The following is a 14,315-nucleotide window of genomic DNA, read 5'->3' as shown; positions in this document are numbered from 1 at the left end:
GCGAGGTCGCTCGGCTCATGCGGGTGTTTTCCGAGATCGAAACGCAGGGTTTCGACCTGCTGGAGGTTTGACGATGGAAACGAACCTGCCGATCGACCTGCAGGACATCACCGGCCTCGTCCTGGCCGGCGGCCGCGGCAGCCGCATGGGTGGCGTCGACAAGGGCTTGCAGAACTTCCAGGGGATGCCGCTGGCGCTGCACGCGGTGATGCGCCTCGGGCCGCAGGTGGGAGCGCTGATGGTCAACGCGAACCGCAACCTCGCCGCCTACGAGTCGATGGGCGTGCCGGTGTGGCCGGATGCGACGACCGACTTCCCCGGGCCGCTGGCAGGCTTCCTGGCCGGTCTGGAGCGCTGTGAGACCGGCTACCTCGTCACCGTGCCTTGCGACTCGCCGCAGTTTCCGGTCGATCTGGTGGTGCGGCTGGCGGCCGCGATGCAGGCCGAGGCCGCCGATCTGGCGCTGGCCGTCACCCGCGAGGCCGATGGCCGTCTGCAGACGCACCCTGTGTTCTGCCTCATGAAGGCTGGATTGATGGAGAGCCTCGTCGCGTTCATGGCCAGCGGTCAGCGTCGCATCGACCGCTGGACCAGCCAGCACCGCTGCGCGCAGGTCCTGTTCGACCGGGAGGGCGACGCCGCCGGTTTTTTCAATGCCAACACCCTGGACGAGTTGCGCAACCTGTCGAGCTGATCTGAAAAAATGGTGAACGCGGCACAATCCATGCCTCTGGTACGGGGGTGAACGATGTCGAGTTGGATTCAACGAATCGCGCCAGCGGCGCGTCTTGCCGGGGCGGTGGTGCTGCTGACCGGGGCCGTGACGGTGGCCGAGGCGCAGGCGCTGCTGCGGGTGGCGATGGCGCCGGATGTGTCGCCGGCCGACCAGGCCGCACGCTTCGAGCCGCTGGGCCAGTTCCTGGAAAAGCGCCTCAACATGCGTGTCAAGTGGGTGCCGGTGGCCAGCGAGGCCTTTGCCGTGCGCGCGCTGCTCAACCGCGAAGCCGATCTGGTCTGGCTGAACGGGCTGTCCTACGTGCAGGCCCATCTGCGTTCGGGCAACAAGGTGGCGCTGTTGGTACAACGTGAAGAAGACCAGACCGCGCGCTCGGTGTTCATCACCACGGCCGGTACAGGCATCCGCAAGCTGCAGGATCTCAAGGGCCGAACGCTCAGCCTGGGCCCGGTGGCCAGCACCTCGGACCACCTGATGCCGCGCAGCGCGCTGGTCGCGGCCAAGCTGCGCCCGGATACCGATCTGAAGCAGCTCAGCCTGGTGGCCAACGCCCCGGCCATCGTGGCGGCGGTCGCCTCCGGCAAGGCCGATGCAGGTGCCCTGAGCCAGGAAACGTGGGACCGGATGGTGGCCGACAAGCAGGTGGATCCCGCTGCCGTGAAGGTGTTCTTCACCACACCGGCCTACACCGACCACACCTGGGCGACGTTGTCCGACATGGACGAGAACTCCCGCAAGACCATCGCGGGCGGGTTTCTGGTGCTGGAGGCGGTGGCTGGCGGGCGCGGCATCCTGAAGCAGCAAGGCGCGCACCGGTTCGTCGAGGCCAGGTCGGCGGGCTACGGCATGGTGCGCGCCGCGGCGGCCGAGGCCGGACTCGACCAGTAGGTTTCGCGGGGCTCAGGCGTGGTGCCGGGACACCTGGCCACCACCGCTGAGCGTCAGCGATGTAAAGTGGTCCAGGCCGGAGACCTGGAACCGCTTGGCGATCGCCTGTGATCCCATGTCGGCGCCATCCGGGCTGGCCAGCCCGCCGGCAATGCCCGCCAGCCCGTTGCCTTCGCAGACGACGGCCGGGTTGATCTCGAAGAACCGGACCGTCCGGGCATCCGGTTCGGGCACGAAATAGAGCACGGATTGCCGCGCCTCGCGGTCGGGCATCGCGCGCGCACCCCAATCGGCCTTGTGGCAGAACACGCCGTCGTTGAGGAAGGGGGCGCTCTTCATGGTGTCGACCGACCGGTAGCCGCTGTTGACCGCGTGGCGGAGCTGGAAGTAGTAGAGCGCCGTCTGGGCGCCGCCCTTGACATGGGACTCGTCGCCATCCAGCACGCCCGAGCGGCGGAACAGGATCGAATCGCCTTCGATCAGCGACAGCGCCCCGGCCACCGGCTCGCCTTCCCGCAGCACGAAGAGCACGAAGCCCTTGCGGAAGAACTCCAGCATCGAGGCATGCGAGTCCATCTCGGACAGGTCGCCATAGCGCCGGCGGATGTGGGGCACGTGCATGCGGTGGTAGAAGAAGTCGAAATCCTCTTCCGAATGCGAGATGCGGTAGGTCAGGCCATAGCGCTCGCCGAAGTTGTTCGTGAGCTGGCGCTTCTTCTTCGAGAACCGGGCCCGCACTTCTTCCCAGGTCCCCGACGTGTCGATGACCTGGCGCACTTCCTCCTGGCCCCGGTACGAGCACAGTGGGCTGAACAGCGTGTCGTACACCTTCGGCACCACCGCGATGCAGAGATCGAACTGACCCTGGCGCGAACGGATCATCGACCCCAGCGAGGGGATGCCGATGCGTCGGCGCTGGAGGATCTCCGGAGGTCGCTCGTACATCCGTGCCATCAGCGCCGTGTTGAACAGGCAGTTGTGAACGAACAGGGTCCGGAACGGCTGGTCGGTGCCCTTCAGATGGCCTTCGACCAGCACCGTGTTGGTGACGAGCTTGGAGGTCAGCGGATAGATCGCTTGTTTGACCGATCGAAGTGCAGCGCGGGTTTCCTCGATGAGCATGGCGGGTCTCCTGTTGTTGGTGCGGTGAACTTGGCGGGAATGTCGTGTGGGGGCTGGCGGGTCAGTTGGCGGCCTGCAGCAGGCGCTTGGCCCCGTCCTTGACCTGGCGCGGGATCAGGCGGTAGAGCGGTGTGCTGCCAAGCGCCCGCAGGACGCGGCGCTTGAGGCTGGTCGTTTCCGGCGGGTTGATGGGCACGTTCAGCACCTCGGGCCAAAGCTGCTCGATCAGCGCACGGAAGAACGGGTAGGCCGGTCCTTGGCGCTCCGCTTCGTCGACCGCCAGCATCGTGAGCAGCAGATCGCGGCAGTTCAGCGGCGCGAAGGACTCCTGGGCGATGTCGTATTCGGCGCGGATCTGGGCCTGCCAGCGCCCGGCCATCTGCTCCCAGTTGAAGAGGTCCAGCAGCGGGACCGCACTGTCCGCCGGAACGCCTGCGCGCCATTCGGCCAGCGCTTCCAGCACCAGCGGGTGCGGCTCCAGCCGGCAGACCTCGGCCAGCTGCTGCGGCGTGATGGCGTGGTCCGGCACCCCGGGCAGGCGGTAGAAGCACTTGACGATCTCGGCCACGTCACCGGTCAGGCACAGGTGGTCCTGCGGGTACTGCGCGTGCATCGCCTGCGCATCGGCGCAGTAGGCGGTGCTGCCCGAGGGCGTGCTCTGCCGGAAGAGCGCCTTGAATCCGGGATCGATCCTGGTCGGGTAGCCGATCAGGTGGTGCTGCAGGCCGAGCTGTTTCAGCAGACGGGCCGGCACGGCGACATCGCGCGAGGCGAGCGACAGGTGCGGATAGGTCAGCGTGAAACAGTAGAGCTGGTCGCGGACCGGCTGGCTGAGGGCCAGCACGAGACGGCTGTCCCAGCCTGCCGTCATCGACACGGCCAGCGGGGCGCGGCGGCGTGCGGCGTCGAGCAGGCCGCGCAGCGTGGCGAGGCAGCGCGCCGCGGCTTCGCGGACCGACAGCGGCGACAGCGGGCCGGCGCCCGGCCCGTGGCGTGTGGCGAGGCCGGTCTGCAGGTCGAGCGTGTGGTTGGGCAGCAGCGCCCGCACCTCGCGGTAGAGCGTGCGGTCGCCGGGCAGCCAATAGACCTCGAAATCGCTCTCGCCGCGCGAGCCGATGTAGTCGAGCACGGCCGGGTCGGGCTGCAGGGCCAGCACCTGGGCGAGCAGGCCGGGATGCGAGGCGCAGACGGCGCCATGGTCTGCCGTCCGGGCGTAGCTGACCTGCCGCAGCCCGGTGGCGTCGTGGCACACCACCGTGCGCGCACCGTCTTGCAGCACCAAGGCCCAGCGGCCGCCCAGCGGGCTGGTCGCCGCGACAAGGGCGTCCAGCGTGGCATGCCGCTCCAGCAGGTCCTGGACGATGTCCCGGTTGCTGGCCTGCGGCCGGGCCGGATCCAGGAGAAAACCGAGCAAGGTGCAGGCGCGTCCGCCGTGGCGCACCTGGGTCAGTGCCAGGTCGGGATGCGCCACGATGCAGCGGTCGGCGTCCAGGCGCTGCTGTGACCAGCCCGGAGGACTGAACTGCCCGGTCCGGCCGAGGAAGAACTGCCGTCGGAAACGCAGCAGCGCACGCTCCGTGTCGCACTGCAGCGAGTCGCCGGTGGCGGTCGTGTCGATGAAGTTCACGCGGCGCTCCTTCGGGTGCTTCGACCCAGGGTGACGGTCTTGTAGTCGATCCAGTGGTGGTCGCAGCGCACGAGCAGCGCGACCTGTTGCCCGGTGAACCGGTGTTCGGCGTGTTCGCGGGCCAGCGCGTCGCGCTCGGCGCGGAAGGCCGCTGCGGGCAGGCCATGGGCCAGGGTGACGTGGAAGCGGAACGCGTTGCCTTCGAGCGGGCGGGGTGTGGTGCCGAACCGCGTGTGCAGGTCGGCCACGACCGTTCTGCGCAACTGGTCCAGCGCGGCATCCGGCACGACATCCCAGAAGGCGATGCCTTCGTCGAAGCAGTCGAAATCCTTCAGCGTGACGGGCAGCGGCTCGAAGCGTGTGGCCAGTTCGTCGAGGTAGTCCGCCACCGCCTGCGGATCGCGGCACTTGAAGCCCAGTTTCAGCGTGATGTGCGGTGCCGCTGCCAGGCCCGGATTGACCCCATGCCGCCGCAGCACGGCGAGCTGGCGCTGTCGGGCCTGGTGGTGCGCGGTGTCGTCCAGCAGCAGCACGACCGCGACCTCCAGCGTGCGGTAGTTGTGCTGGCGCCCGATGCCCAGCAGGGTGCGCGTCGCATGCACCCCGCGGTAGATCAGGCTGCTGGCAAACATGGTGTGGCTGTATTGTTCATTTTTATTGTTTTTAGTGAATATGACTGAAAAATGAAGTTTTTATGACGCTAGTTTGACGGTCAAAAATTTTGACTTGTTAAGGGATTTCATTCGTATGAATTGAAGGTGAATGGACGGATTCGGCATCGCCCGCATGGCCGTGTTGCACTGCACGGCACAATTCGCTCCTTCGTGATGCATTGCAAAGGGATGAAGATGACGACGAACTGCTCTCGGGCTGTCTGGTGGACGTGCCGTGTCGGTCTGGTGGTGGCCTTGTCGGGTGTGGCGCTGACGGCCCAGGCGCAGGCCGTGCTGCGCGTGACCGCCATCCCCGACGAATCCCCGACCGAGCTGGCGCGCAAGTTCGAGCCGCTGGGCAAGTACCTGGAATCGAAGCTCGGCATGAAGGTCGAGTGGACGCCGGTGACCGACTACGCCGCGGCGGTCGAGACCCTGGTGAACAAGAAGGTGGACCTGGCCTGGTTTGGCGGATTCACCTTCGTGCAGGCCAGCGTGCGCTCGGGTGGCCACGTCATCCCGCTGGTGCAGCGCGCCGAGGACGAGAAGTTCCGCTCGGTGTTCATCACCGAGGCCACCTCGGGCATCACGAAGCTCGAAGACCTCAAGGGCAAGACGCTGAGCTTCGGTTCGGTCTCCAGTACCTCGGGCCACCTGATGCCGCGCAGCTATCTGCTGGCCGCGAAGATCAACCCGGATGCGGACCTGAAGCGCGTGAGCTTCTCCGGCGCGCACGATGCGACCATCGCGGCCGTCGCCAGCGGCAAGGTCGATGCCGGCGCGCTGAACATCTCCGTCTGGGAGAAGTTCGTCGCCGACAAGAAGGTCGATCCGGCCGCGGTCAAGGTGTTCTACACGACCCCGGGCTACTACGACTACAACTGGAGCGTGCACGCCGACATGCCCGCTGCGCTGCGCGACAAGATCACCGCGGCCTTCCTGGCGCTGGAGTCGGCACCGGGTGGCAAGGACATCCTGGCCCTGCAGCGCGCCAGCCGGTTCATCCCGACCAAGGCCGAGAACTACAACGGCATCAAGGGTGCTGCCGAGCAGGCCGGACTGCTGAAGTGAGTCTGCCAGCGCCGGTGGTGGTCGAACTGGGCGGGCTGCAGGTCGCGCCGATGCCGGGGGCTGCGCCGGTGCTGCGCGGCATCGACTTGCAGTTGCAGGCCGGTGAGCAGGTCGCCGTGATCGGTGCGTCCGGTGCGGGCAAGACGACGCTGCTGCTGGCGCTGGCCGGGATGCTGCGGCCCTCGGCCGGCCGGCTGGCGCTGTTCGGACAGGATCCCTGGACGCTCGGTGCCGCGGCACGGCGGACGCTGCGGGCGCGGGCGCTGCTGGCGCCGCAGGTGCCACCGCTGCCGCCGCGTCAACGGGTGGTGACGGCGGTGCTGGCGGCGCGGTTGCCGCAGATGTCGCTATGGACCAGTCTGCGCACGCTGTGGAGTCCCCGGACCGACGATGCCGGGCGCGTGCAGCAGGCGCTGGTGGCGCTGGACCTGCCCGACAAGCTCTGGCTGCGCGTGGACCGCCTCTCGGGCGGCGAGCGGCAGCGGGTCGGGCTGGCGCGGCTGCTGGTGGCGGATGCGGCTCTGTGGCTGGTGGATGAGCCGCTGTCGGCGCTGGATCCGGCACGGGCCGAACTGGTGATGCGCCGGCTGATCGAAACGGCCCGGGCAGAAGGGCGCACGCTGGTGTGTTCGCTGCACCAGGTCGAGGTGGCGCGGCGCTGCTTCGCACGCACGGTGGCCCTGCGCGAGGGGCGGGTGGTCTACGACGGGCCGTCGTCCGGCCTGGACGATGCGCGGCTGCAGGCGCTGTATGGCGGTGCGGTGTTCGCCCCGTCTGCCCAGGTGCCGGCCGATCGGGCACCGGCCGTCGCACCGCTGCCGCAGGCGATGTGCCGATGAATGCCGCCGCGGTGGTGGTGGCCGTGCGCGATCCGGCGCTGCAGCGGCGCTGGCTGGGGCTGCTGGCGGCTGCGGTCGTGCTGTGGCCGCTGCTGGTGCTGGCCGAGTTCCAGCCCTGGACCTTGTTCGATGCCCGCAGCCTGCGCGTGACCGGGCGCTTTCTCGCGCAGTTCGTGCCGCCGCGCCACGATGCGGAGTTCCTCGTGCTGCTGGCCCGCGAGACCTGGCGCACGGTGGCGATCGCGACGGCGGGCATGACGCTGGCGGGTCTGGTCGCGCTGCCGCTGGCGCTGGCGATGACCGAGCGGCTGTCGATCAGCGCGGTCGGCGGGCGCATGGGGCGGGGGGTGGCGCTGCTGCGGCAGGGGGTGCGGGCGTTCACGGTGGTGCTGCGCTCGGTGCCGGAACTGGTCTGGGCGCTGGTGTTCGTGCGGGTTGTCGGGCTGGGCCCGACGGCGGGTGTGCTCGCCATCGCCATTGCCTATGGCGGCATGCTGGCCAAGGTCTGGGCCGAGATCCTGGACAGTGCGGATGCGGCGCCCGCACAGGCGCTGCTGGGGCATGGGGCCGGGCGGTTGCAGACGTGGCTGTATGCGGCGTTGCCGTCTTCGGCACACGAGCTGGCGAGCTACACCGTCTACCGCTGGGAATGTGCGATCCGCTCGTCGGTGGTGCTGGGCTTCATCGGCGCGGGCGGGCTCGGGCAGCAGCTCGACAACGCCGCCAAGATGTTCGCTGGCGGCGAGGTGAGCGCGATCCTGCTGGTCTTCATGGCGCTGGTGGCGCTGTCGGACCGGGTGAGCGCGTGGATGCGCCGAGGGCTGGCATGAACCGGGCGAGCGTGCCGCCGCGCCCGCCCCGGGGCCGGGCCGGGCCCGTGCTGGGTCTGGCCTTGGTCGTGCTGGTCGCGGCCAGCTTCTGGAGCCTGTCGCTGCGCTGGTCGGACTTCCTGGGTCTGCAGGCGCTCGGACAGATGGGCCGCTTTCTCGCCGGCTTCTTCCCCCCGGAGACGGGCGGGGCGTTCCTGGCCAAGACCGGCTGGGCGTTGCTGGAGACCCTGGCGATGTCGCTGCTCGGCACCGGCCTGGCGGCCATCGCCGGGCTGCTGCTGGCGCTGCCGGCGAGCCAGTCCGGTGGGGTGTCCGCCGCGGTGGTTCACGGTGTGGCGCGCACAGCGCTCAACCTGCTGCGCTCGGTGCCGGAGCTGGTCTGGGCGTCGCTGCTGCTGATCTCGGCTGGACTGGGGCCGCTGCCTGGCACGCTGGCACTGGCGCTGCACACGACCGGCGTGCTGGGCCGGCTGCTGGCCGAAGCGCTGGAGAACGCGCCGCCCGAACCCGCCCAGGTGCTGCGCAGTCGCGGAGTGGGTGCCGTCGGGGTGTTCCTGTTCGCCACGCTGCCGCAGGTGTCGACGCAGTGGCTGGCCTACAGCCTCTACCGCTGGGAAAACAACATTCGTGCGGCCGCTGTGCTCGGTGTGGTCGGAGCGGGTGGGCTGGGGCAGATGCTGTCGTTCCACCTGGGGCTGTTCCAGATGCGCGAAGCCTGCACGGTGCTGCTGGCGATGATCGGGCTGGTGGCGCTGGTCGATGCGTTGTCGGTGTGGGTCAGGCGGAATCACCTGGCCTGAAGCTTCGGGGATCTCCGCAGGAACCGGCGCAAGATCCCCATCTGCCCATAAAATCACGCCCCGCCCCGTGTACCCCCGAGAGTGACAACGACATGAGCATCAAGAGCGACAAGTGGATCCGCCGCATGGCCGAGCAGCACGGGATGATCGAGCCGTTCGAGCCCGCTCAGGTGCGCTATTCCGCCGAAGGCCAGAAGATCGTCAGCTACGGCACGTCGAGCTACGGCTACGACATCCGCTGCTCGGACGAATTCAAGATCTTCACCAACGTGCACTCCACGGTGGTCGATCCCAAGAATTTCGACGAGCGCAGCTTCGTCGATTTCAAGGGCGATGTCTGCATCATCCCGCCCAACAGCTTCGCGCTGGCGCGCACGGTCGAGTACTTCCGCATCCCGCGCAGCGTGCTGACGGTGTGCCTGGGCAAGAGCACCTACGCGCGCTGCGGGATCATCGTCAACGTGACGCCGTTCGAGCCCGAGTGGGAAGGCTACGTGACGCTGGAGTTCTCGAACACCACGCCGCTGCCCGCCAAGATCTACGCCGGTGAGGGCTGCGCGCAGGTGGTGTTCTTCGAGAGCGACGAGGTCTGCGAGACCAGTTACCGCGACCGCGGCGGCAAGTACCAGGGCCAGACGGGGGTGACCCTGCCCAGGACCTGAGCGCGACTGGTCCGGATTTCCATGCGACATCTCGCCCGACCTGCGGCCATGGTGGCCAATTTCTTCGACTCCCTGCCGCCAGCCCAGGTGGCCGTCGTCATGGCGCTGCACCAGGCCGTGCTGGCGACGGCCCCGGGCATCGACCAGGCGGTGCGCTGGGGCAATCTGATGTTCCTTGTCCGGGGCGACCACCTCGCGACGCTGGTGCCGCACAAGGCCCAGGCGCATCTGCAGCTCTTTCAGGGGGCATGGCTGGCCGAGCGCTTTCCGCAGCTGGAGGGCGTCGGCAAGGGCATGCGCATCCTCAAGTTCCGCTACGGCCAGCCGGTGGATGTCGATCTGGTGCAGCGCATCGTCGCTGCAGCGATGCAGGTGCGCGTCAGTGGGTGAACAGCGCTGAGCTGCGGCTGTCGAGCCTGCCGTAGACCACGGCATCCTCGCGCGGCAGGAGCGCTTCCAGCGCGCTGTCGAGCGCCACGGTTGCGCGCAGCAGCGATTCGCGCTGCACCGCCACCTGGCCACTGGCCTTCACGAGCCGGGCGCGCAGCGCTGCGGGCACCTGCCCGGTCCGGGAGGCGCGGGTGAAACCGTCGAGGGCACGGGTGAGCGCTTCGCGCAGATCGCCGGAATGGCGTTCGATGCGGTCGCTGTCGCGCAGGCGGAGTGAATCTCCGAGGGCATTCAGATCGACCTCGACCGCCGAGAGCAGACGCTCCAGATCGGCGGCATCGGGGCAGTGCACAGGGGTAGAGCGCAGATTCAGGGCGGTCATGGGCAGGTGTGTCATGTCGATGGATCGATGTGGCACGCTGCCCGGTCATGCCGGACAGCGGTTTCAGGTCTTCTGGCCGAGATGCCCCAGCAGATCCTGTGCGTTGGTGAGCAGCTTGTCGGCGATCGCCTCGGCATTGACCTTGTAGGTGCCATCGGAGATGGCTTGCCGGATGCGACCGACTTTTTCGGCATCAAAGTCGTCGGGGGCGCGTTCGAGCAGTGCCGAGGCTGTTTCCGACACATCCACCTTGGTACTGGCGGTGTCTTCGAGGGCCGAAACCTCGGGGGCGTCATGCGGCGTCTCGGCCGCACGGGTCGGGTGGTTGCCGGTGCTGACGGGGGCCGTCGCCGGGGTCGGTGCGGTGTTGCCGATCTTCATCACGTACTCCTTCGAGCCGAATCAGGCCCGGTTGACGGGCGTTGAGTCTGATATCGGTGGTCGCATCGGCCACTTTAGCGGGACGGCGTGTGGCTTCGGGAAATCCTCCCTCGTACGAGCGGTTTTCGAGCAGATTTGTGCAGATGCGGACTGAATTGACGGGTTCAGGTTCGTCTATTTCCATTTTGGACGACCATGCACCGTCACGTCGGACCTTGCGGCTCATGAGCGGACCTCGACGCGGTTTTCTCCGGTCGGCATGCCGGTGATGACCTGCCCCGAGCCCACGCGGACCCGCACCGGCTGGCCCTCCATGCCCGAGTTGATCGCCTGTCCGTCGGTCGAGGCCTCGAAGCCTTCGCCCTTGTAGACCAGCGTCACCTTGTCGCCGGCGGCGAACCACTGCCGCACGCGCAGATTGTCTCCGCGGACTGGCAGACCGGGGCCGACTGCGTTGACCAGCCGCCGGCCCAGCAGCCGCGATGTTTCGGTGTAGATCGGACTGCTGGCGCCGGCCACGTCCACGTCGGCGAGCTGCAGATCGGTGGCCGACAGCTCTGCGCCCGCGGGCAGCGCCGCCGTGCTGACGATCGCCTTGCGCCACACCTTCACGGTCACTGGCAGGTAGACGTTCCAGGCCACCGGCCCGCTCACGCAGCGCAGCCCGACGCGGGTTCGTCCCCACGGGGTGCTGCCGGGCGGCAGGTAGGCATCGATCTGCTGGCATGGCGCCAGATGGAGCCGCGGGTCGAGCTGACCGGGGAGCACCTCGATGCGGGCATCGCCTGCATCGGCCATGGCCGAGCGTGTCACCTCGATGACCCGGAGAGAGAGCGCGGACGGCAGCGTGCCGTCTGGCGCCACGTCGGCCCATGCGGTCGCGGCGACCATGGCCAGTCCCACCGTCAATGCCAGTGCCACGACCAGACGCGACGGTCGTCGGTGCCGATCGGCACCGGCGGGCTTCGGTGCCTGGGCAGAGCCGGGGGCAGAGGATTGGCGGAGCAGGGGCAGGCTGATCATGATGTTGCCCACTGTAGGAGTCGCCTGGCGGCCGCTAGCTTGCAAGATGGGCCGCGCCGGTCGCCCTATTCGTGGGAGTGGGCGTGGCACTGCGCATCAAGAATCGGCTCCGAGCCCCCGGTGCGGGTCTGCATCGACACCGGGTCCCCGTGGTCGAACCCGCCGCCGCTGCTGCCGATACCGCCATGCTGAACCGCCTATCCGCTTCACTCGAATTCCAGACCCAGGCACTGGCGCTGCGCTCCGAGCGTCAGCGACTGATCGCCAGCAACATCGCCAACGCCGATACGCCGGGTTACCAGGCCCGCGAGATCGACTTCGCCAAGACGCTGCAGCAGATGACGGGCTCGGGCAGCGCGATCGGTGCACCGGCCATGCTGGCCGGCACCGATGCGCGCCACCTCGCCACAGGGGGCACCTCCGCCGCCATGCGCGACAGCCAGATGCTCTACGCCGCACCGAGCCAGACCAATCTGGACGGCAACACGGTGGACATGGACCGCGAGCGGGCCAGCTTCGCCGACAACGCAGTCAAGTACCAGGCCACGCTGCAGTTCATCAACGGTGGCCTGCGCACCATGCTCGAAGCCATCAAGGGGCAATGATGTCGATGTTCAATATCTTCCACATCGCCGGCAGCGCCGTCAGCGCGCAGAGCCAGCGGCTGAACACGGTGGCCACCAACCTGGCCAACGCCGACACGGCGGCCGGCCCGGATGGCAAGAGCTTCAAGGCGCGCCAGGTGGTGTTCCAGACCGTGCCGATGGGCGACAACGGTTCGGCAGGCGTCAAGGTGGTGCAGGTCCGCGAGGACACCGCGGAAGGCCGCCGTGTCCACGACCCCGGCAATCCGAACGCCGATGGCAACGGCTACGTCACCTACAGCAACGTCAATCCGGTCGAGGAGATGGTCAACATGATCTCGGCCTCGCGTTCCTACCAGAACAACATCGAAGTGATGAACACCGCCAAGACCCTGCTGCTCAAGACGCTGCAGATGGGTCAGGGCTGATCACGCCGCAAGGACCACACACCATGGCTACCACGACTTCCACCACCACCACGGGCACCGATGCCTCGTCGGTCTACAACCAGCTCAAGAGCGGATCCACCACCACTGCCTCCAAGATGCAGGAGGCATCCGACCAGTTCCTGAAACTGCTGGTCACGCAGATGCAGAGCCAGGACCCGCTCAACCCGATGGACAACGCCCAGGTCACCAGCCAGATGGCGCAGATCAACACGGTGTCCGGCCTCGGGACCGTCAACGAGAGCATCAAGGCCATGTCGGCACAGCTGCTGCAGATGCAGGCGATGCAAGGGGCTTCGCTGGTCGGCAATTCGGTCGTGGTGCCCGGCAACACGATCGACGTCAGCAGCGGCAGCGGCACGGGGCATTTCGAGCTGGGCGGGCCGGCCGATGCGGTCAAGGTCGAAGTGCTCTCCAGCGCAGGCCGGGTGGTCGATACGCTGGACATGGGCGCCGAGACGGGTGGCAACCACAGCTTCAACTGGAAGCCGGCCGAGGGGGTGACCGACGCCGGTGGTTTCCGCTTCCGCGTGACCGCCACCTCCGGCACGGCCAACGTCACGGCCACCACGCTGATGCGCGACCAGGTCAGCGCCGTCAGCTCGACCGCCACCGGCGGTCTCAGCCTGCAGCTCAAGAGCGGCACCACGGTCGCCTACAGCGACGTGCGCGCCTTCGGCGGCTGACCCGGCACGCCCTTTCCGCGCGCTTCCGCTTTCCATTCCGTTCCAGGAGCATCCCCATGAATTTCCAGCAAGGTCTGTCCGGTCTGAATGCCACCAGCAAAAGTCTGGAGGTGATCGGCAACAACATCGCCAACGCCGGCACCTATGGCGCCAAGGCCTCCCGCGCCGAGTTCGCCGACATGTACGCCAACTCCATCGGCGGAACCAGCAACATCGGCATCGGCGTGCGGGTGCAGACCGTCGCCCAGCAGTTCAGCCAGGGCAGCCTGAATGCCACCAGCAATTCGATGGACGTGGCCATCAATGGCGAGGGCTTCTTCCAGCTCAAGTCCAGCTCGGGCGACCTGCTCTATTCGCGCAATGGCCAGTTCAAGGTGGACAGCGATGGCTTCATCGTCAACGGCCAGGGCAAGCGTCTGCAAGGCTACGGCGCGGACCAGCAGGGCGTGATCCAGACGGGTGTGCGCACGGACCTGCAGTTCCCGGCGGGTGGGCTGCCGCCCCGGGCGACTGACAGCGTCTCCATCGCGCTGAACTTCGATTCGCGCAGCACCACCACGATGCCGACGCCGGTCGCCCCTGCGACCTACGCCATCAATCTGGACGATGCGACCACCTACAACAACGCCACCTCGGTGCGCTCCTATGACGCCAAGGGCCAGCCGGTGGACGTGGCCTTCTATTTCCAGAAGTCGGCCACGGACACCTGGAACGTCTATGCCGCGGTGGGCAACAGTGTGCTGAAGGACGCATCCGGTGAAGCCAAGCCGGTCCTTGAAGGCCTGAAGTTCGACCTGGCCGGGCTCAATCCGACGGATTCCAGTGGCAACCCGCTGGGCTCGATCACGCTGCCCGATATTCCGGAGAGCACCACCAACGCCGCCATCAAGGGCGTCAAGTTCGACATGAGCCATGTGACGCAGTACGGCGCCACGTTCTCCGTCTCGAACGCGACGCAGACCGGCAACTCGCCTGGACAGCTCACGAGCATGACCATCGAGGACAACGGCATCATCAATGCGCGTTACACCAATGGCATGAACCGCATGGCCGGCCAGCTGGAACTCGCCAGCTTCCAGAATCCGCAGGGGCTGCGACCGGTGGGCGGCAATGCCTGGGTCAATGCGCCCCAGGCGGGCGAACCCGTGTCGGGCATCCCGGGGTCGGGCACGCTGGGGGTGCTGCAGTCGGGGGC

Annotated in this window: 18 protein-coding genes; 12 read left to right on the top strand and 6 right to left on the bottom strand. The window is 67.7% G+C overall.

Features of this window, described 5'->3' with window-relative positions; translation table 11 throughout:
* The first annotated feature begins 73 nt into the window (after window positions 1-73).
* Together mobA and phnD are read left to right on the top strand one after the other, a co-directional pair.
* A complete protein-coding gene (gene mobA / locus AB3X43_RS00700) occupies window positions 74-694 on the top strand; it encodes a molybdenum cofactor guanylyltransferase MobA (protein ID WP_369427976.1) in 621 nt (206 codons plus the stop codon).
* Window positions 695-748: 54 nt separating this feature from the next.
* A complete protein-coding gene (phnD, locus tag AB3X43_RS00695; RefSeq protein WP_369427975.1) occupies window positions 749-1,624 on the top strand; it encodes a phosphate/phosphite/phosphonate ABC transporter substrate-binding protein in 876 nt (291 codons plus the stop codon).
* Window positions 1,625-1,636: 12 nt separating this feature from the next.
* Here the strand turns inward: phnD and AB3X43_RS00690 are convergent, their stop codons facing one another.
* From AB3X43_RS00690 to AB3X43_RS00680, 3 genes are all read right to left on the bottom strand, one after another.
* Window positions 1,637-2,746: a GNAT family N-acetyltransferase gene (locus tag AB3X43_RS00690; protein ID WP_369427974.1), complete on the bottom strand. Its 1,110-nt coding sequence runs from the start codon at window positions 2,744-2,746 to the stop codon at window positions 1,637-1,639.
* A 61-nt stretch (window positions 2,747-2,807) separates the two neighbouring features.
* On the bottom strand, window positions 2,808-4,373 hold the full coding sequence (locus AB3X43_RS00685) for an asparagine synthetase B family protein (protein WP_369427973.1): 1,566 nt from the start codon (window positions 4,371-4,373) through the stop codon (window positions 2,808-2,810).
* Entirely contained in the window at window positions 4,370-5,005 is a 636-nt protein-coding gene (locus AB3X43_RS00680; RefSeq protein WP_369427972.1) for a 2'-5' RNA ligase family protein, read from the bottom strand. Before AB3X43_RS00680 ends, AB3X43_RS00685 begins: the two co-directional genes overlap by 4 nt.
* A gap of 216 nt (window positions 5,006-5,221) precedes the next feature.
* Between AB3X43_RS00680 and AB3X43_RS00675 the strand changes: the two genes are divergently transcribed.
* From AB3X43_RS00675 to AB3X43_RS00650, 6 genes are all read left to right on the top strand, one after another.
* Window positions 5,222-6,097, top strand: coding sequence for a putative selenate ABC transporter substrate-binding protein (locus AB3X43_RS00675; protein ID WP_369427977.1), 876 nt, complete (start codon window positions 5,222-5,224; stop codon window positions 6,095-6,097).
* 50 nt (window positions 6,098-6,147) lie between these two features.
* Window positions 6,148-6,936 carry a phosphonate ABC transporter ATP-binding protein gene (locus AB3X43_RS00670; protein WP_473965037.1) on the top strand — a complete coding sequence of 263 codons (789 nt, stop codon included), beginning with the start codon at window positions 6,148-6,150 and terminating at the stop codon, window positions 6,934-6,936.
* Window positions 6,933-7,766, top strand: coding sequence for a PhnE/PtxC family ABC transporter permease (locus tag AB3X43_RS00665; protein ID WP_369427970.1), 834 nt, complete (start codon window positions 6,933-6,935; stop codon window positions 7,764-7,766). The genes AB3X43_RS00670 and AB3X43_RS00665 overlap by 4 nt, the downstream gene beginning before the upstream one ends.
* Complete coding sequence (gene phnE / locus AB3X43_RS00660; RefSeq protein WP_369427969.1) at window positions 7,763-8,566, top strand: phosphonate ABC transporter, permease protein PhnE; 804 nt, start codon at window positions 7,763-7,765, stop codon at window positions 8,564-8,566. Before AB3X43_RS00665 ends, phnE begins: the two co-directional genes overlap by 4 nt.
* A gap of 92 nt (window positions 8,567-8,658) precedes the next feature.
* Complete coding sequence (dcd, locus tag AB3X43_RS00655) at window positions 8,659-9,228, top strand: dCTP deaminase (RefSeq protein ID WP_369427968.1); 570 nt, start codon at window positions 8,659-8,661, stop codon at window positions 9,226-9,228.
* Window positions 9,229-9,249: 21 nt separating this feature from the next.
* Window positions 9,250-9,618 carry a DUF1801 domain-containing protein gene (locus tag AB3X43_RS00650; protein WP_369427967.1) on the top strand — a complete coding sequence of 123 codons (369 nt, stop codon included), beginning with the start codon at window positions 9,250-9,252 and terminating at the stop codon, window positions 9,616-9,618.
* On the opposite strand, the gene AB3X43_RS00645 is transcribed toward AB3X43_RS00650, so the two are convergent.
* The 3 genes from AB3X43_RS00645 to flgA all read right to left on the bottom strand — a co-directional run bounded on the left by AB3X43_RS00645 (window position 9,608) and on the right by flgA (window position 11,404).
* Window positions 9,608-10,000, bottom strand: coding sequence for a hypothetical protein (locus tag AB3X43_RS00645; RefSeq protein WP_369427966.1), 393 nt, complete (start codon window positions 9,998-10,000; stop codon window positions 9,608-9,610). The genes AB3X43_RS00650 and AB3X43_RS00645 overlap by 11 nt on opposite strands.
* Before the next feature lie 63 nt (window positions 10,001-10,063).
* A complete protein-coding gene (gene flgM / locus AB3X43_RS00640; protein WP_369427965.1) occupies window positions 10,064-10,381 on the bottom strand; it encodes a flagellar biosynthesis anti-sigma factor FlgM in 318 nt (105 codons plus the stop codon).
* A 222-nt stretch (window positions 10,382-10,603) separates the two neighbouring features.
* The gene (flgA, locus tag AB3X43_RS00635) at window positions 10,604-11,404 is read right to left on the bottom strand and encodes a flagellar basal body P-ring formation chaperone FlgA (RefSeq protein WP_369427964.1); all 801 of its coding nucleotides are present in this window, start codon (window positions 11,402-11,404) and stop codon (window positions 10,604-10,606) included.
* A 185-nt stretch (window positions 11,405-11,589) separates the two neighbouring features.
* On the opposite strand from flgA, the gene flgB reads away from it, so the two are divergent.
* From flgB to AB3X43_RS00615, 4 genes are all read left to right on the top strand, one after another.
* Window positions 11,590-12,009: a flagellar basal body rod protein FlgB gene (gene flgB, locus AB3X43_RS00630; RefSeq protein ID WP_369427963.1), complete on the top strand. Its 420-nt coding sequence runs from the start codon at window positions 11,590-11,592 to the stop codon at window positions 12,007-12,009.
* A complete protein-coding gene (gene flgC, locus AB3X43_RS00625) occupies window positions 12,009-12,416 on the top strand; it encodes a flagellar basal body rod protein FlgC (RefSeq protein ID WP_369427962.1) in 408 nt (135 codons plus the stop codon). Before flgB ends, flgC begins: the two co-directional genes overlap by 1 nt.
* A gap of 23 nt (window positions 12,417-12,439) precedes the next feature.
* Window positions 12,440-13,120, top strand: coding sequence for a flagellar hook assembly protein FlgD (locus AB3X43_RS00620; protein WP_369427961.1), 681 nt, complete (start codon window positions 12,440-12,442; stop codon window positions 13,118-13,120).
* A gap of 56 nt (window positions 13,121-13,176) precedes the next feature.
* A partial coding sequence (locus AB3X43_RS00615) for a flagellar hook protein FlgE (protein ID WP_369427960.1) occupies window positions 13,177-14,315 on the top strand: 1,139 nt, incomplete at its 3' end.

The sequence above is a fragment of the Sphaerotilus sp. genome, from assembly GCF_041083715.1.
Classification (GTDB): domain Bacteria; phylum Pseudomonadota; class Gammaproteobacteria; order Burkholderiales; family Burkholderiaceae_C; genus Sphaerotilus.
Note: the sequence above shows the minus strand (reverse complement) of the source record. Positions and strands in the feature narration are given on the sequence as shown.